The following is an 18,141-nucleotide window of genomic DNA, read 5'->3' as shown; positions in this document are numbered from 1 at the left end:
CTAGAAGAGTTTGTAACGAATATCCTCCCAGAGGAAAGAGTTTTTCTTTATCAATTTTTTTCGGATGAAATTTCAGTAGGTACTTGTGATAGTGGAAAGAATATGGAATCTGATATTTTCCGGTCAGGTGTGAATATGGCTCACAAAGATATACTTGAGCACATAGTAAAAACATCAAAAAGCTCAAGTATCGAGGCATTTAAGCTTAAGCCAGATGTTACAGAAGTATTAGAAAATATGATTTTTCATAAGAAGCATGCTCGGTGTGAGGTATATCTGGACTCTAACTTTATCCTTGCGCCAAACAATTCCGGTGGCGGAGCTAATGGTAGTGGGCATAGGTAAAAACACTTAACAGGCATGTTAAATGGATTAATTTTCCGCCGCTTCACTCTACAAATTAACCGCTTACGTAAACGTTAAATTTTATGCAATTCCGGCTGCACTGGATAGCCAAATAATATGCTGTGTATCAGTTTTCGGCATTAATGGTTCGCACGGGGGGCTCTCTTACCAATCTTACGATTCCGCCAATCGCTTAACCTCCTCATACCTAAAACAACCCACCGTATGGTCGTTCACCATCCCCGTTGCCTGCATGTGGGCATAGCAGATAACGCTGCCGACAAATTTGAAGCCGCGTTTTTTTAAGTCCCGGCTCATCAGGTCGGATGTATGCGTGGAAGCGGGCAGTTCATGGTGGTGTTGCCAACTGTTTTGCAACGGTTTGCCGTCCACAAAACGCCAGACATAAGCATCAAAACTGCCGAATTCTTCCTGGACTTTGATAAAGGCCTGGGCATTGGTGATGGCCGCATGGATTTTGAGCTTGTTTCGGATGATCTCTGGGTTTTGCACCAATTGGTTGACCTTGTTTTCACCATATCGAGCAACCATTTGCACGTCAAAGTTGTCAAACGCCTTACGATAGCCTTCGCGCTTGTTTAAAATGGTAGACCAACTTAATCCGGCCTGTGCGCCTTCCAACACCAGAAATTCAAACAACAAGCGGTCATCGTGGACGGGTACGCCCCACTCGTGGTCATGGTAATGTTCTTCATTGGCACTATGCAGCGCCCACTGGCATTTATCCATTGTCTTTTGTAGGCCGACATTGTTAGAAAAAGCTTAATGTTTACTTAATCATAGCTAGTTTACACTTGATTGCTGTACCGGCATACGCTTTAATAGACGAACTAGGAGCGATGGTTTGGCGTTATTTGTATTCCTTACGGTGGATTATTGAAAGTTAGACTCATTATGTTGATATTTAAAAGACTGATATTTTTCATTGGCTTATTCGCTATTCTTGCGACTTTAAGTGGTTGCCAAACATTGTCGGGGCTTTTCGCTTCGGGCAAGCAAGATAGTGGGCCACCTAGCGCCCAGCTACAGTCGAATATTGATAAGCACGAATTTGAACTGTCCGGCGATCAAGCCCTGATCGGTGAGATCGCGGCAGTAGAATCCCGCGAAAACGATACGTTACCTGACATCGCCCGACATTTTGGTTTGGGTTACAACGACATTACTGCAGCTAATGCCAGCGTTTCTCCCTGGACGCCTGCAGCGAATAGCCGCGTCCTCCTGCCTTTGCAGTTTATTTTGCCGGACGCGCCGCACAAAGGTATTGTGCTGAATGTCGCCAACATGAGGATGTTTTATTATCCCAAAAAAGAACGCAACAAGGTGTTTACCTATCCCGTCGGTATCGGTCGTGACGGCTGGAATACCCCAATGGGCATGACCAGTGTCGCCGTCAAAACGCCCAATCCCGATTGGCATGTGCCGCCCTCCATCCACCGCGAACATGCCGCCAAAGGGCATTATCTGCCTAGTGTGGTACGTTCCGGCCCGGACAATCCGTTGGGATTCTATGCCATGCGCCTTGCGATTGGCAGTTACCTCATACACGGCACCAATAAACCATTTGGTATTGGGATGCAGATTAGTCACGGCTGTGTGCAGATGTACCCTGAAGATATTGAAGTCTTGTTTAAGAAAGTGTCGGTGGGAACGCCGGTGCGGATTGTCCACGATCCCTACCTGACTGCATGGTATGGAGACATGCTATACCTTGAAGCCAATGAGCCTTTGGAAAAGTGGTCTTCCAGCAAGCCGCAGCTAAAAAAGCAAGTATCAAAGGAATTGCGTAAAATTGCCAAGCAACACAACGCGACAGTGGATTGGGGCAAGGTCGATAAGGTTATCCAACGCGCTGACGGTATACCTACCCCCATCTTGGTCAACAGCTCTGACGTGGCTGAGCTATCCAAGAGCGCTGTACAATTGGCGCGTCCTACGAAGTTGTACGGTCAGCCCGAAACGACCGCATTGACCGACAACGATTGGGCAATGTTGGTGGCAACTTTCAATAACGAGAATGATGCCCGAAAATTGGCTGCAATGCTAAACCACCAGGGGCCACCGATACCCGCCCGTAAAGTCCAGGCTGATAATGCCTACCAAGTCGTGGCAGGGCCGTTCAAAAACCAGAAGCAAGCCAAGGAAGCCGCCAGCCGTATCCGTTTTGATTTTGAAATTGAAAGCAAGTTGTTGAAGCCGCTAAGGCCAAAAGAAATCGCAAAAAATTAGCCAACCTGAGGGTTGTTTTGCTGAAACTTTGCTAAATGCCGCATGAAAACTAGGATTGCACTTCGGCGTTGAATTTGTCAATGACAATCAAAATCTTTTAAGCCCAGCATGGTGTAATGGTTAATTGAGCTGAATTTCTGGACTCAATTTCACCATTCCGCGTCACTGTAAAGTCCCCTTTAAGTTTTTTAGGTAGGGATTTTTTAAATCATTGCGGTGCGACAAGCAAAGCGTTTCCTTAGCGCGGCTCATTGCCACAGAAAGCAGCCGCTGACGTACTTCTTTTGCCACTGCCGACCAACCACTATCAAGGATATAGCTTATTATGAAACTATCGAATGGATAACACGGTTCTAAGCCAAGGAAGGCTTTTGGCGGGTGGGTATGTGTAGCGGTTATAAAACAACAGTACTGACTTAATACAATAGGCTCGGACAGGACAATTTCATGCCAAGAAACACCTCGGTCACCTTAGGTGAACATTTTGATAAATTTGTTGCGGACAAAATCAATGAAGGGAGGTTTCAATCGGTCAGCGAAGTCGTGCGTGCCGGCTCATCGTAAACGAGAAGATAATGGGGCAAAATTAACTGCCTTAAGATGAAAGCTACAGGCAGGGGAAGAGAGTCCATTGGCCGAAAGTTTTGACGGGAAGGTTTCCCGCGTGCACATTGTCAACCCATAAAACCACCTAAAATTACGTAAAAAGCCATCATTAATCTCTATTTGTGAAACCAACCCAGAATTATCCAAAGCAGCCAGTCGAAATTTTAAGTTGGTTTGGTAAAAATCGGCCACTTTGTGACACTCAAAGATTGCGGGGCGTGTCAGCAATACATCCAAAAGCAGTCGCTTAACGTTTGAGGTAACTGGCTTGCAAAGGTCGTCTAAAAACTGGTTAGCCTTCACTGTTTGCGGCAACGCTCGAGTTCAGTAGCGATTCTTGGTCATCTCTCCGAGTTCCTCAGAATAGAACGTGTCAGGTGGTACAAAAAAGTCGAAATGCTCGTAAAGCGAATGCGTTAGCACCTTGACGGTGTCAGGCAGAAGTTCCCTGATCAACTGCTGGGAAAACCTACCCTTCGTCGTTACGACCTTCTCCGTTGCCGTGTAACCTCCAGAAATAAAGCGGCGCATGTTGTGAACAAATAGGTGTCGACCCGCTAACCCGTTCCAAGTACACTCCACTAGCACCTCATAACCCGGTTCGAACATGTTATCGCCGAGGTCTACAACACGTAGCAGGAACTCACCAAGCCGCCAAACAGGTAGCGTGGCTTCAAACAGAATGCCGGGGTTGCCAAATCCCTTTTCTGGATCAAGAGAATCTTCTTGGTAGCCCCGGAGAAGAAAGAAGTTTCCCTTTGCATCTATTCGCCAAAAATCAGCATGCCCAACATCGGGATAGTTAATGTGGGCGAGCCATGCTTCGATACAACCGTCAATGAGCCTTGGTTTCGTCGCCTCCTGATGAAGCGAGACAAACGCAGGCCAGCCCGTATACCTTCGAGCTGATTGATTTGCCTCAATGATTTCTTTAGCCGTTGCGTTCTTGCTTGCTCCTAAAATACGAGCAGCAAACGAGAAATAACCTAGAGCGATCTTGGAAGGGTTATCTTCTGGAAGGTTGGAATTTAGATTTGCCCATCGACCAGTTGACGCCTCTGCAAAGGCATGTAGAACTGCATGCTCATCATTGGGATTGCCGCCTAATAGGTCAGGTGCGGTGGGTAGTAGTGTCCTTAAAAGGCCAAAAATCTCCTCCCGCTGATTTTGGAGTGATCGCCTTAGAAGCGAATCCCATTCGGCAGCATTGTTTGGCGCGCGACTCTCTGGCCCTGGTCCCCTGATGTAATAGACGCTATGCTTCAGACTTCCGTTCGGGGTCGAACTGTCAGATCGGACCGGTACCTTAGATTTCCCTGAGACGCGAACTAAGGGATATTCCTCCTTGGTCATGGGATGCACTTGTAGCGTCACCACAACATGGAAGGACGGCTCGGCACACTTCTTTAGGATTGCGTTTATTGCATCTGTCAGATATGGTTCCATCGACGCTGGGCGCGTGGTGTCTGGCACCAACTTCTTCGTCACATCCTCCTTGTAGCCAAAGAGCAGAAACCCTCCACCATGGTTCTCCAAGGCGATTAGTGCCTTTGCTACTATCTCATGGGACTCTCTATTTGTCATGTCAAGCCATTGTTTGACTTCGAAGTCGAGAGATTCGTTTGGGCTGATGAGCCAGTCTTCGAAGCGCGAATTTATATCTCTATTGAGCAAAGGAGAGGCTCCGGTGTTTTTTGTAATCGTTAATGTCGTAAATCACTGGAAAATTGAAACAACGCTCGTTTGTGACATTACATTCTAAAAGAGCAGTAGTACTGGGATTACTTATTTGACCCAATATCTACTATTGATTTAACAGATTTATCCATATCCTCAATCATTTCTTCAATTAGAGCATTGAATTTGGCGGAAGCCTCTTCATAGGGGACGCCCAACTCAGTAATAGCGCTTTGAATAAATTGCTTTCTACTTGCCGCAAGAATTTTTAAATTTTCGTTCGTTATACCTACACGCTGCCAGATAGTTCTAATTAACTCTTCTTTATTAGTCATCTTTATTAATCCTTTTATTATCGGTGATTAGTAACAATGGCCGGTAATGACCTCATTACTGGCATTGAATCAGATGGATCGTCAAACCGCAACGGGTCGTATTAGCCAGTTCATTATTGACAAAGAACGAATAATCGAATGGCTGCTTTGGATAATTTTGCTGGCTTTTTTACGTAATTTTAGGTGGCTTTATGGGTTGATAATACACACCGCTACTGTATAAAAAACACACCAAATGAAGCCTAGGTATACCCTAAGGCAACTAGCAGAAAACGACCTTGAAGAAATCTGGCTGTCTTCTCTTTATGAATAGGGTATTGATTGGGCGGATAGATACTCAGGTGTCCGTTAAAACGGAATGTCGTCGTCATAAGGCGCATCAAAATTGTCATGACTGCCGCCTTGTGGTGTTGAAGCCTGTGTGCCCGATGCTTGATACGCTTGTTGGCCGTGGCTGGATTCGTTCTTTTTACCAATCAAATCAATAATATTAGCGTTAATCTCAAGGCTGGTTTTCATACTGCCGTCATTGGCTTTGTATTCATTTTGGGTCAATTCGCCAGACACAAACACCTGCTGCCCTTTTTTAAGATAGTTTTGCAAGTTGCCTTCGGCGCGTTTGCCAAACAACGCCACCCGTATCCATAAGGTTTGCTGTTTGTCGCCGAAGCCGATGTTATTGGCGACTGTTACACTTAATACCGCCAAGCCCGATGGGGTATAGCGCACTTCTGCATCACGCCCGACCGTACCGGTAAAACTGAATACATTGCTCATTGTTTGCTCTTACGTCAGTTAATGTTGCCGATATTATCGTAGGGTTTTCAAATATGACAATAACTAATATGCGCCATTGCCGTTTTCATCAATTGAACGCTACTGTTTCAAGGTATATAGTAAGCGCTCATTACGATCATTAGGAGAAACATCTCATGCTGAATATCATCCTTATGTTAATCCCATTTGCTATTGTAGTTGTGCTGGTGCTTACTTCCCGACAGCCGGACGATTTCAAGATTACCCGATCAGCCAGTATTTCCGCCCCCGCCTCAGCCATATTTCCGCACGTCAATACGTTGCAAAAGTGGAATGCCTGGTCGCCTTGGGCGAAATTAGATCCCGATTCCAAAAGTACATTCGAAGGGCCGGAGGAGGGTGTCGGTGCAAAAATGAGTTGGGCAGGCAACAACAAGGTCGGGGTAGGGAGCATGACCATCACCGAAAGCCGTCCTAGCGAATTCATCCAATTTAAACTGGAATTCCAAAAGCCGATGCAAGCCACTAATACGGCGGAATTTAGCTTCAATTCCGAAGGTGACCAAACCAACATAACCTGGACGATGACAGGAACCAACAACTTTATGGGCAAAGTTATGAACCTATTCATGAACTGCGACAAGATGGTCGGTGGGCAGTTTGAGAAAGGCTTAGCGGATTTGAAAAAGGTGGTTGAAGGAGCAAAATAATATCTCTTTGTAGTGGCTTGGATGCGGGTGCGTAGCCTGTATGGAGCTTGCGTAATCCTGGAATCAGTGCCTTTCACATTCCCGTCACGTTACACTACATACGGGCTACCTACTTTGATGGCAGTATCTACAAGCTTACAATTCCACCCGTATGCCGATCTCAATAACCCTTTCCACTGGAATCCTGAAAAACTCGATTGCGCTGGACGAATTCTGAAATAGGTACCGCGACAATGGCCTACGCCAAGCGGGCATGATACTTCTGCGTTTGAAAGTGATGGATTCCCTGCCCACAAAAAAAGACACTTTTTTTAAGTCGAGGACCAAGCCATATTGTTCAAGCAAGCCGTGGGCACACAATTCCAATGCCCGACGCACGTCTTGCTGCTGGGTAAAGCCGAAGTAGAATTTTACCCGGTAAAATCGTTGATTTTCCCCGTACGACCTGATTTTAACCCGATGCGCCTCATCGACATAAGGCTCGTCTTTGGTGACGATAGTCAATACGATAATCTGCTCGTGCAAGACGTGATTGTGTTCCAGGTTATGCAAGAATACCAGTGGTACACCGTGCAAACTGCGGGTCAAGTAGATTGCCGTGCCTTTAACGGTGACGGGCGGGTTGTTCCTCAATTCAGTTTCAAGCTCCTCAAACAACATCCGCTTATCGTTCTGGTGCGTTAACAGCAATTCGCGGCCTTTCATCCAGGTGGTAATAATGAAGAAGATGACGCCGGCGACCACTAACGGCAACCACCCACCCGTGGGGATCTTCAGGCTATTGGATGAAAAAAACAGGAAATCGACCATTAGGAAAGTTAACAAAAAAATCAGGCTGGTAGGCTTGTTCCATTTCCAAAGTTTGCGGATGACTATGAATGCCAGGACGGTATCGATAATCATGGTGCCGGTCACTGCGATACCGTAAGCGGAAGCGAGTGCCGATGAAGACCGGAAACTCAATACCAACACAAAGACCGAAAACATCAACATCCAATTGACAGCGGGGACATAGACCTGCCCCATTTCGTCGCCGGAAGTATGGAAAATAGCCATGCGTGGGCAGTAACCCAATTGTATCGCTTGTCGCGTCACAGAAAACGCACCTGATATAACGGCTTGCGAGGCGATGACGGTCGCCAGTGTCGATAACACCAACAAGGGGTATAACGCCCAAGCAGGTGCAAGCAGATAGAACGGATTTTGGATAGATTCAGGATGGGCAATCAACAACGCGCCTTGCCCAAAATAGTTCAGCAATAAGGCGGGAAAGACGAAGCCCAGCCAAGCGTAACGGATAGGTTTCAGGCCGAAATGCCCCATGTCGGCGTACAGGGCTTCCGCGCCCGTGATAGCCAGCACCACCGCCCCCATAATCAAAAAGCCGTGAAAGCCCAGTTCCCACAGTATATGCACCGCATAATACGGATTAACCGCCATCAACACGTCCGGGTTCTGGATGATGTTGACACCGCCCATGATAGCCAAGATAACGAACCAGAGGCACATGACGGGCGCAAAAATCTTTCCAACCGCACCTGTCCCCTTGGCTTGGGCGATAAACAAGACGCTCAAAACCACGATGGTGATTGGCAGCACATAATGTTCCAACGTGGGGGCAACGACTTGTAGGCCTTCCACCGCACTCAGTACGGATATGGCGGGCGTGATGATGCTATCGCCGTAAAACAGGGTTGCGCCCAATAAGCCGAGGGTCACTATTAAGCGCATTCGTCCCGGATTGTCGTGCGAGCCGTGTAATGCCAAGGTCATCAACGCCATGATGCCGCCTTCGCCTTTATTGTCGGCACGCATGATAAAGATGGCATATTTGATGGTGACCACCAAAGTCAATGACCAAAAAATCAGCGACAGCACACCTAAAACATGGTTGTTGTCGATGGACAAACCGCCATGGAAGACTTCCTTGAGGGCATACAAAGGGCTGGTGCCAATGTCACCGAAGACGACGCCAACTGCGCCTAAGACCAGTCCGGTCATTTGTTGTTTGGAATAGTTTTCTGATTTTGCAGTCATTTGAACGGTTACATAAACACTAAGGGCGTAAGGGGTTGTGAAAGCATTTAAATAACTGGAGTATCAATCTATGTGTGTATTCCAAAAACTCAAACCTTTGACAGCTTTGTAAGTGTACCAATATATCCCGAATGTTATCGGATTTGCTCAAGAAATTAAAGCCATAAGCCTGTCTTGGCCTAGCGATACTGGCTTACAAAATCAAGCAATAATGCGGTAGCACGGCGAGTATTTCTTCCCCGGCAGTTTCATACGGTGTTGTGCGACAAAAGATGCCAACAGGGTATCCATTAATGTCATGATGTGGCTGTCACCGTGAATTTCAAAATGGCCGTATTGCTCGATGGCACGTATCCCAGAATCTTTGACATTACCCGTCACAATGCCGGAAAAGGCGCGACGCAGATTGGCGGCGAGCAGATGCTTGTCTTGGTCTTTGTGTAAAGCCAGGGTTTTCATGTTGACGTGGGTGGGATTAAAGGGTTCTTGGAAAACAGGATCGATCTTTAGCTGCCAATTAAAATAATAAGCATCGCCGTGATGTTTACGAAACGCCCGGACTTGGCTGATTCCCGCCTGCATTTCCCGTGCAACCTGTCCCGGGTCGTCGATAATGATTTGATACCTGCGCTGGGCCTCACTTCCTAATGTGGCTGAGATGAAGTTGTCGATTTGCTCGAAATAGGCTTTTGCGCTATCAGGGCCAGAAAAAATCAACGGAAACGGCATATCCTTATTATCGGGATGCAGCAGGATACCTAAGATATAAAGGATTTCCTCCGCCGTACCTGCACCGCCGGGAAAAACAACAACCCCATGTCCTGTGCGGACAAAGGCTTCCAGGCGTTTTTCAATATCCGGCAAAATCACAAGGTCATTGACGATGGGATTGGGCGATTCTGCCGCGATGATACCGGGTTCGGTGATACCCAGATATTGCCCGTTTTTGATACGCTGTTTGGCATGACCGATGGTTGCGCCTTTCATGGGGCCTTTCATCGCACCGGGGCCGCAGCCGGTACAAATATCTAACCCACGTAAGCCCAACTCATGGCCGACCAACTTTGAATAGTCGTATTCTTTGCGGCTGATCGAATGGCCCCCCCAGCACACAACCAGCTTGGGGTTGGTCATCGGTCGTAAAATATTGGCATTACGAAGGATATGAAAGACGGCATTGCTGATGCCGCTGGACGTTTCTAGCTCGAAGTGCGGGTTATGGTTTATCTCATTGTCCGCATAGATAATGTCCCTCACGACAGCAAACAGGTGTTCGTTGATCCCCTTAATCATGACGCCGTCAACAAAAGCTTGTGCAGGGGCGTTCTTTAATCGCAACTTGATGCCGCGCTGTTCTTGTACGACCCGAATTTCAAAGTCGGGATAGCGCTCCAGTAATTCCTTGCCATCATCCATCGCGCTGCCGCAATTCAATACCGCCAATGCGCAATTCCGGAAAGTCTGGTACAAACCTCCTTGGCTGCTGTCCAGCAACTTGCCGACTTCTTGTCTGGACAATACCTCAAGTCGGCCATCGGGTGAAATTTGTGCGTCAATTACGTCGTGTTTCATTATTTTCTATTGTGTTGTGTCGTTCAAAAACAAATACCTTAATCGCCGCCAACCACTTTTTGGCGGTTTCAGTGAGTGGCCTTAAAAGGGTTGCCAGGCTTAAGCTGGGGGCGATGGCGCGATAAATTCGGCTTCTGGTTGTCCTTTAAAAAGTAAGCAGAAATCCAAAAACGGGTTTTAGGTTCATTTTCCACTTTACTTAATTAACGAAAGCGGCGGTCGTAGGTTTAGGCGGGCTGGGGAGTTTAGGTAGGTAGCCTTTGTACCAGCTGTCCAAGGTCTTTTCCAAGTGTACGGCCAAGGCGCGGACGGTGATATGTTCTATGCCGCCAGTGACGGGATCGAGGCCGATGGAGGCGTAGATGTTGCCCAATGCGCCATACACGTCCGCCAGATTTTGCTCTTTTTCCAGTTGCGAAGCCAAGGCCGCCGTGGCGGCGTGGATGCGCTCAAGATCTGAACCCGCGTCACTGGCAGCCTGGTTGGCCGTGGCTGTGTAAATGCCGGCATCTATCTTGCTAAGCTCCTTGGCGTTTTTATAGCTGTCTAGCGCCTTGATATACTGTTGGTAACCGACATTGACCTGAACGACGGCGGCTACGCTGAGCGCTTTCCGTCGGATTTTAGCAACTTCAACTTGGGTTTCTGCAGATTTCCATATTTTGGGGGCCGCAATCAAATTGACCAAGTTGACAGATGTGCGAACGCCAGCTTCTAACCAAAAATTGTTGACCAGGAAATGGTTGGAATCGAAATTTAAGCCTATCGGAATAGTAAGACCTGGCAACACCTTGAGCATTTCTTTATAGACATCTGCCCGACTGATACGCTCTTGATAGATTTCTTCCCTTAAATCGCTACGATAAAACAAGCTAAGGTTTTCCAGGTCGGCAACGTTGGTATTAAGTTCGGGCGGCTCTGGGGTTTTTTCTGGTTTCGCCAAAGTGAAGCTGGTATGCAAAGGAGCGTTGATCAATCCTGCCAGCTTGGGCTTGGCGACCAGCAGGTCGGCCCTGAGCTTTTTGAGTTGGTCAATGATGCGCAATAAGCTGCGCTGATATTCCAGTACGGCGATGATCGGTTGGAGACGGTCGCCTTCAATCGTCCTGCTTACTTCCAGCGCATGTTCCGCTTCTTTCAGGACGGGTTCAAGTCCGGGCAGCAAACGCTCGGCGATACTGGCCCCCCAATAGGCTTGCAAGACATCTTTGATTAGGTTATTGACGACTTTGCGGCGACGTTCTTGGGCGATGAGGATGCGGTCGGCCTGTTGCTTGGCCTGGAAATAACTGACCCCGAAATCCAAGATATTCCACGTGAAGGTCAGGTCAGCCAAACCGTGGCTGGCATCTTGTGAAGTGGACGACCGCAAGGTTTGCTGACCGGTGTAGAAATCGGCGCTCGATGAACCCAATTTTTGCTCCCTGAAGGAATAACCTGCATTTGCCGTCAGCTTGGGCAGCATGTTGACCGTCGCGACTTCCAGTTGGGTGTCTTGGAGTACGGCCTCCATCAGGGCTAGGCGGTGGTCGAAATTGTACTTGAGCGCGCGCGCCAGGGCATCGTAGAAGGTCAGCGGTCGGGTGATGGGTTCTTGTTTGGCGTACATTTCGGTTTGGTCTTGCCACATCGAGGATAGCCGTTCATCGGGGCTGATGGGCATGGGGTTGATGTTGCAGCCCGCAAGGAGCAAAACCGTCAATGAGGCGGAAGCGACTATTTTTGAATAACGCACGAATTATCCTCGTCAATAATTATTATATTAAAACCAGTGATATTTAAGGGATCAAAATATCGGATTTTTTATTGCATTATGTGACGTTCAAATCAAATGAGGATCAATTTAGCGCAACGATTTCCAAAAATAACAGGCTCAACAATGGTTAAAATCTCCGTGTTTTAAGAATAGCAGAATATAAACAATAAACAGTCGACAACAGCAGTTAAAACGGGCGCAACTTAACCTCTTGCTGCATAAATATCAATAAAATCATTTAGCTATTTAAAATAGTTAAGATTACTTTAATCTCAGTTTCAACCCTGCGCAACAAAAAAAAACTTGGTCGCATTTTTCCCCCAGTAACTGTGCAGCCTTACCGGATATGTCCACATATTTTCGGGCTAATGGGTTATCAGGAATGACACCAAACCCAACTTCATTCTGCACGAAGACCATATCGGATGGCAACAACAAAACGTCAGTTAGCTCCTGTAAGATCCGTCCCTCAGTATGCTGATGATAAAGCATATTGTTCAACCACATAGACACGCATTCAATTAATACGGGAGTCGGGTGTTTCTTTAATACATTCAGCAATTCGATGGGTTCTTCTAACGTGATAAAGCCGTCTTGCCGACGTTGTTGATGGGCGGTAATACGATCCCGCATCTCATCATCGATAAACTCAGTCGTTGCCAGGTAATAGGGCTTTTGCTTTGTTTGCTCCAAAATATAGGCTTCCGCAAGACGCGATTTGCCGCTTTTAATTCCGCCGATGAACAAAATTTTCATGATCCTGCCTTCAATAGCCCTACCAGATGATCTAGATTAATATTTTCTCCTACTTTATCCGCAAATTGTTGAATTTCCGCTTCACGATAACTACGAAAGCCGTAACCCCGATATGCCGGGTTCAGTGCGTTAAAGTAGTTGTTACGAAAATTGTCGTTATCAAAAACACCATGCACATGGGTCCCGCAGATTTGCGGGCTTTGGTAATACAGGGGATAACGGTCCATGCGGCCATAATGGATTTCATAGCCTTTGGCCGGAAAACCAAACAATGAATAACTGCCGCTCGCCAGCACCTTGGGGTTTTGGTAAACCACGTCATCGTCGATAAACCCGAATCCCGTTTCCGAGCTTGAGGTGCTGTGTTCCAGCGCATCGGGGTCGTGCAGGTTTTGGCAAAGCATCTGGTAACCGCCGCAAAGCCCGAATATTGGCTTATTGAACGACTTGATTTCCTGGTATAAGCCTTGGCTTTTTAGCCAGCGCAGGTCTTTCATAACCGTTTTGCTGCCGGGCAATAAAATTAGGTCAAACGTTTGCAAGGTGCGGTAGGCATGGACTAATTCAACCTCGATCTCGCTGTCCGCCATTAGCGCGTCGAAGTCGTTATAGTTGCTTAATCCGGGATAGCAAATCACGGCGACGCGGATTTTGGGCTGCCCCAACCTTTGCCGATAATTGTCGAGCGACTGTGAATCTTCCATGTCGATATTCAAGGGCATGTAAGGCAGTACGCCCAAGACAGGTACGCCAAACCGTTCCTTGATAATGCGCTCACCGTCAGTAAAAAAACGGCGGTCGCCGCGAAATTTGTTGACGACCACGCCAATCAGGTTTTCCCGCATAATCGGCCCCATCAGCGCCAATGTGCCGTAAATGGAGGCAAACACGCCGCCGCGTTCGATGTCCGCGACCAGTATGTTTTTGGTCTTGAATGTATGGGCGATGAAACTATTGGAAAGGTCTTTGTCGAGTAGATTCAGCTCGACCGGTGAGCCTGCGCCTTCGGCAATGACGACATCATAGTCTTGTTGCAATTGTGAAAATGCCCGCGCCACGTGTTCTTGCAAGCTAATGATGTCATCGTAATAATCGCCTATCGACTGGTTTTTATACACTAAGCCATTCACGATGACTTGCACGGAGCTGTCACCGTATGATTTCAACAAGACCGGGTTAAACAAATGGCTAGGTGCCACCCGTGCGGCTTCTGCCTGTAGGCATTGCGCCCTTGAGATTTCCCGCCCCCCTGGGGTAACCGCAGAATTATTGGAGACATTCTGTGCCTTAAACGGCGCGACGCGAAAGCCACGGTCAGCAATAAGGCGGCATAATGCCATCGTGACGGTGCTTTTCCCCGCATCGGAGCTGGTACCAAAAACGGCTAGKGGGTGCATGGTTATTGGTTAACGGAATGTATGTACGTGTAATCGTCAAGATATTGCAGTTTATGTACCGAGCCAGCGTCAATACGAAACTTAAAGGCGTTGACAGGGGGTAATTCCAGGATATGGGCGAGGAGGGCGCGGATAACGCCGGCGTGGGTGATAAGCAACACTTGTCCTGCGGGCTTGTTTGCCACCAGCTCGTCCCAAAAACCGCCTGCACGCCGGCACAAATCGCCGAAGCTTTCGCCGTTGGGCGGCGACATTGTCACAAAGTTTTCCGTCCAAATTTTTAGCCGTTCGGCATCTATGTCGTCAAAGCGTTGGTTTTCCCAGTCGCCAAAATTAACTTCCTGCAATCGCCCGTCTAATTTAACGGGTTTACCAAAAGTTTGCGCCAGTTGGGTGCAGCGCCTTAACGGGCTGCTGGCTATCAGGCAATCTGGCGATAACTCGGGCAGTTTTTCACGGATTAGCTGCGCCTCGGCGATGAAGCTATCGGCCAATGCGACATCGCTTTGACCATAACATAACCCGTTTACGGTATCGGTTCGGGTATGGCGGATCAGGTAAATGTCCACAATGCGTTAACCGTGAGATAAAAAACGGTTTCCCCGACTTGCTGGCTAGCGCCTAAGCAGTCTCCGGTATAACCCCCGATGTGGCGATAGAAATAACGGCCCAATTGCCAATTGACCAACAATAACGCCGGTATGGCTAGGCTACAGTGAATCGGCAGCAATAACAAAGGGAATAAGGCCGTCATGCCGGCAAACAGCAAGTCTTGTGACGTGGGCTTGTAAAATGCCGAACTGATTTTGCTGTTGTAGCTTCGGGAGTAATCATACTGCCGCATCAGTAGCTGCGGTAGAAAACGGCTAAGCGAATGTCCCGCCAGCAATATCAGCGGCACTGACGGTGCGGGCAAGGTACTGAGCAGGCTAATTTTTAGGGACATCAATAACACCAGGCCAAGTGCACCATACACGCCAATCTGCGAGTCTTTCATAATGTCCAGGACGCGCTGCTTGTCATAACCCCCACCGAAGCCGTCGCAGGCATCGGCAAAACCATCTTCGTGAAATGCGCCCGTCAGAAAAATCCCTGCCATTAAAGCCAGTATCACTGAGGTTGTTTGCGCCCATAACAGGTTCGCCAGATAAAAGCCCAATCCCGTTAAACCACCCACCACCCAACCGACCAGGGGCAGATAAATACTGGCTTGCGGCAACTGGCTGTAGTCCTGATTTTTGGGCGCAGGAAGGCGGGTATAAAAACTAAGGGCCAGGAAGAATAGTTTTACGTGCTGCATTTAGTTGCACGTTTTCTCATCAATGCCAGCATCCACAAAGGTTGCCATCTCGTTTAAGAACAGCACCGCTGACTGGATTAAGGGAAAAGCAAGCGCAATGCCTGAACCTTCGCCCAAGCGTAAGTCCAGGCTTAGCAATGGCTTGGCATTGAGGGTTGCCAATAAGGCTTGATGGCCTTGTTCGGACGAAACATGACTGAACACGCAATATTCCAGCACTGCCGGATACAGTTTGTAAGCGACCAGTAGCGCAGCGCTGGCAATAAAGCCGTCGACCAGGATCAGTATCCCCGACTCGGCGGCCTTGAGGTATGCACCCACCATCATGGCGATTTCAAAACCGCCGAAAGTCGCCAGCACGTCTATCGGTTTCGCAATGCCTTGGAAACCCTGCTTAAGTCCTTCGCCAGGCTCAGGACGAACGGTAGCGTGTTGGTTCCGTTCGTGGTGAGCCTGCACCACAGGCACTTCCGTTGGTCGTCGAGCCATGGGTGGAATCAACTCATTATGGAAGTCCAAAGCTTGTTGCAACACATCGTACTTGTGCTGCAATTGGCCATCGTCCAACCCCGTTCCACGACCCACACATTGCGCTAAAGGCATGTCAGCCAAGCAATGCACGAGCAGCGCCGCTGACGACGTGTTGCCTATCCCCATTTCACCAAAACCAATGCAGTTGCAACCTACCTGATGTTGTTGCATTACCAATTCCGCTCCTTTTTGTATAGCTGTTTCGCACTGGCTTGAAGTCATTGCAGGTTCAGCGAGGAAGTTTTTTGTTCCCTTAGCTATTTTTGCATCAATCAGTTTGGGATGACCGCTAAAAGCCCCCTCTCCCTCTGGGAGAGGGTTGGGGTGAGGGAAATCAGCATTCACCCCGGCATCCACAATCAACAATTCCAAGTTGTGTTGCCTTGCAAAAACACTGATTGCCGCACCGCCCGACAAAAAATTGGCGACCATCTGTGCGGTAACCGTTTGCGGATAAGCACTTACGCCGGACTCCACGATGCCGTGATCGCCCGCAAAAATCAGGAGTGTCGGCTGGTTTAAATGCGGTGTCAGGGTGTTTTGGATCAAGCCGATTTTCAGCGCGAGGCTTTCCAATTGCCCTAACGCACCCAACGGTTTGGTCTTTTGGTCGATTTTTGCTTGTAAATCCGCAGCCAGATCGGGCGAAACCGGATTGATGGTGAAGTCTATCGGCACGGGTTATTCCAGGTATTTTCAAACAGCAGGTCAGCGATGTCCTTGCGTTCCGCCCACCGTTCCTGCTCAAGCATGGGCTTATCGTAGAATTTTTCCACATGCCCCAGGCATAAGATAGCAACGGGTTGGCTGTCTACGGGCATGTTTAATAGCGTCCTCAACGCCTTCGGTTCAAATAGGGACACCCAGCCCATGCCCAATCCTTCCGCCCTGGCGGCGAGCCACATATTTTGGATGGCGCACGAAAGGGACGCCAAATCCATTTCCGGCAAGGTGCGGCGGCCAAACACATAATCCTCGCGCCGTTCGCACAAGGCGGCAACCAATACTTCGCCGCATTCCAGCAAGCCTTCGACTTTCAGCTTCATGAATTCATCTTCACGCTCGTTTAAGGCTTTGGCGGTCAGGATTCGTTCTTGCTCCACCAGCGTGTGGATGTCCTTGCGTACTGTGGAATCGCTGATACGCATAAACCGCCACGGCTGCATAAAACCCACGCTAGGTGCATGGTGTGCCGCATCCAGCAAGCGCCTGAAAATTTCAGGGTCTACCGGATCAGGCAAAAAATGACGTACGTCGCGGCGTTCGTAAATAGCGCGGTAAACGGCGGCGATGTCGGGGTCAGGGTAGCGGTGTTGGGGCATTGTTATTAAATTGAGGGCAGTAGGATGCGGTGAGGTACGAACCGCATCGTTCGTGTTTCGCGATTGATGCGGTTCACTTTGTTCACCACATCCTACGTGCTTTCGTGCTCATGATTCGGCATAAAGTTTTGGGTTAGTTGCACCGATTTTTGGCATCAACTTGAGCTGCTGGTTAGCTCATTATCTTTAACTTCTTGAAGATATCCCCTGAAGTGGTTCTTTCCGTATTTTTCATTCTCATCTTCTTCATAACCACTCATATAGTAAAATTCTTCACCATCAGCGAACCCCGAAACTTTTTTATTGATTGTATACAGAAATCCTTTTTGTATTTCGTGCACCACTTCAGAACTGGTTCGTGCTTTAGCATAAACCTGATGTCCAATATAAATTGAGGGCGGTTCGAATGAATTCTCTCTTCCTGGCCACTTTCTTAGTTGCTCATGTTCCTTCTTCTTTAAAACGATATTTATCGCTAAGTCTAAGCAGTAGCCAAGATTCTGTTCGTTTGCGGCATTGGGTGGAAACTCAAGATCATAATTAACTTTCCAGTCTCCATCTTTTTCAAATCTAATCACTGCAGGTGTTAGTCTTCTCAAATTTTCTACTTCAGAAGTACTCACACCCCACTCAAGTGCATCAAATCTAATTTTTTCATGATCTATTTGGATGTAGTCATCTGGCGATTTTACATGCTCTTCGATCCACTGTTTATTGCGAGTCCAATATGGTGCTTTCATTCCGTTTCTTGCCAGCATCAGACCTAAACTTATATCGTTACTATCAATATC

18 protein-coding genes are annotated in these 18,141 nt (G+C 47.9%); 4 read left to right on the top strand and 14 right to left on the bottom strand.

Annotation, left to right across the window (positions count from 1 at the left end; translation table 11 throughout):
* Positions 1-345, top strand: a 345-nt coding sequence (locus tag MGMO_RS19975) for a hypothetical protein (RefSeq protein WP_161808481.1), incomplete at its 5' end; no start/stop codon positions are given.
* 174 nt (positions 346-519) lie between these two features.
* Here the strand turns inward: MGMO_RS19975 and MGMO_RS09800 are convergent.
* Positions 520-1,095, bottom strand: coding sequence for a DNA-3-methyladenine glycosylase I (locus MGMO_RS09800; RefSeq protein WP_023494897.1), 576 nt, complete (start codon positions 1,093-1,095; stop codon positions 520-522).
* A 165-nt stretch (positions 1,096-1,260) separates the two neighbouring features.
* On the opposite strand from MGMO_RS09800, the gene MGMO_RS09795 reads away from it, so the two are divergent.
* On the top strand, positions 1,261-2,595 hold the full coding sequence (locus tag MGMO_RS09795) for a L,D-transpeptidase family protein (protein ID WP_023494896.1): 1,335 nt from the start codon (positions 1,261-1,263) through the stop codon (positions 2,593-2,595).
* Between the two features lie 447 nt (positions 2,596-3,042).
* Positions 3,043-3,159 (top strand): type II toxin-antitoxin system ParD family antitoxin, encoded by a 117-nt coding sequence (locus MGMO_RS09790; protein WP_023494895.1) that lies wholly within the window; start codon positions 3,043-3,045, stop codon positions 3,157-3,159.
* Positions 3,160-3,525: 366 nt separating this feature from the next.
* On the opposite strand, the gene MGMO_RS09785 is transcribed toward MGMO_RS09790, so the two are convergent.
* The 3 genes from MGMO_RS09785 to MGMO_RS09775 form a co-directional block, all read right to left on the bottom strand.
* Positions 3,526-4,875, bottom strand: a complete 1,350-nt coding sequence (locus MGMO_RS09785; RefSeq protein ID WP_023494894.1) for an AlbA family DNA-binding domain-containing protein — start codon at positions 4,873-4,875, stop codon at positions 3,526-3,528.
* 107 nt (positions 4,876-4,982) lie between these two features.
* On the bottom strand, positions 4,983-5,213 hold the full coding sequence (locus MGMO_RS09780; protein WP_023494893.1) for a hypothetical protein: 231 nt from the start codon (positions 5,211-5,213) through the stop codon (positions 4,983-4,985).
* A 348-nt stretch (positions 5,214-5,561) separates the two neighbouring features.
* Positions 5,562-5,990, bottom strand: coding sequence for a single-stranded DNA-binding protein (locus MGMO_RS09775; RefSeq protein ID WP_023494891.1), 429 nt, complete (start codon positions 5,988-5,990; stop codon positions 5,562-5,564).
* Between the two features lie 155 nt (positions 5,991-6,145).
* Here MGMO_RS09775 and MGMO_RS09770 point away from each other — a divergent pair, with 155 nt between their 5' ends.
* Positions 6,146-6,679 carry an SRPBCC family protein gene (locus tag MGMO_RS09770; RefSeq protein WP_023494890.1) on the top strand — a complete coding sequence of 178 codons (534 nt, stop codon included), beginning with the start codon at positions 6,146-6,148 and terminating at the stop codon, positions 6,677-6,679.
* 135 nt (positions 6,680-6,814) lie between these two features.
* Here the strand turns inward: MGMO_RS09770 and MGMO_RS09765 are convergent, their stop codons facing one another.
* The 10 genes from MGMO_RS09765 to MGMO_RS19970 all read right to left on the bottom strand — a co-directional run.
* On the bottom strand, positions 6,815-8,716 hold the full coding sequence (locus MGMO_RS09765; protein ID WP_023494889.1) for a potassium transporter Kup: 1,902 nt from the start codon (positions 8,714-8,716) through the stop codon (positions 6,815-6,817).
* Between the two features lie 201 nt (positions 8,717-8,917).
* A complete protein-coding gene (gene ppnN / locus MGMO_RS09760; RefSeq protein ID WP_023494888.1) occupies positions 8,918-10,288 on the bottom strand; it encodes a nucleotide 5'-monophosphate nucleosidase PpnN in 1,371 nt (456 codons plus the stop codon).
* Between the two features lie 199 nt (positions 10,289-10,487).
* Positions 10,488-12,023 carry a TolC family protein gene (locus MGMO_RS09755; RefSeq protein ID WP_023494887.1) on the bottom strand — a complete coding sequence of 512 codons (1,536 nt, stop codon included), beginning with the start codon at positions 12,021-12,023 and terminating at the stop codon, positions 10,488-10,490.
* Between the two features lie 282 nt (positions 12,024-12,305).
* Positions 12,306-12,800 (bottom strand): bifunctional adenosylcobinamide kinase/adenosylcobinamide-phosphate guanylyltransferase, encoded by a 495-nt coding sequence (locus tag MGMO_RS09750; protein ID WP_023494886.1) that lies wholly within the window; start codon positions 12,798-12,800, stop codon positions 12,306-12,308.
* A complete protein-coding gene (locus MGMO_RS09745) occupies positions 12,797-14,197 on the bottom strand; it encodes a cobyric acid synthase (RefSeq protein WP_023494885.1) in 1,401 nt (466 codons plus the stop codon). Before MGMO_RS09745 ends, MGMO_RS09750 begins: the two co-directional genes overlap by 4 nt.
* Positions 14,198-14,199: 2 nt before the next feature.
* Positions 14,200-14,766 carry an alpha-ribazole phosphatase gene (gene cobC, locus MGMO_RS09740; protein WP_023494884.1) on the bottom strand — a complete coding sequence of 189 codons (567 nt, stop codon included), beginning with the start codon at positions 14,764-14,766 and terminating at the stop codon, positions 14,200-14,202.
* Positions 14,751-15,497, bottom strand: a complete 747-nt coding sequence (gene cobS / locus MGMO_RS09735; RefSeq protein WP_023494883.1) for an adenosylcobinamide-GDP ribazoletransferase — start codon at positions 15,495-15,497, stop codon at positions 14,751-14,753. Before cobS ends, cobC begins: the two co-directional genes overlap by 16 nt.
* Complete coding sequence (locus MGMO_RS09730) at positions 15,498-16,706, bottom strand: nicotinate-nucleotide--dimethylbenzimidazole phosphoribosyltransferase (protein ID WP_023494882.1); 1,209 nt, start codon at positions 16,704-16,706, stop codon at positions 15,498-15,500.
* Complete coding sequence (bluB, locus tag MGMO_RS09725; RefSeq protein WP_023494881.1) at positions 16,697-17,350, bottom strand: 5,6-dimethylbenzimidazole synthase; 654 nt, start codon at positions 17,348-17,350, stop codon at positions 16,697-16,699. The genes MGMO_RS09730 and bluB overlap by 10 nt, the downstream gene beginning before the upstream one ends.
* Positions 17,351-17,505: 155 nt before the next feature.
* Positions 17,506-18,141, bottom strand: a 636-nt coding sequence (locus MGMO_RS19970; RefSeq protein WP_200922719.1) for a hypothetical protein, incomplete at its 5' end; no start/stop codon positions are given.

Source organism: Methyloglobulus morosus KoM1 (assembly GCF_000496735.2).
Lineage (GTDB): Bacteria > Pseudomonadota > Gammaproteobacteria > Methylococcales > Methylomonadaceae > Methyloglobulus > Methyloglobulus morosus.
Note: the sequence above shows the minus strand (reverse complement) of the source record. Positions and strands in the feature narration are given on the sequence as shown.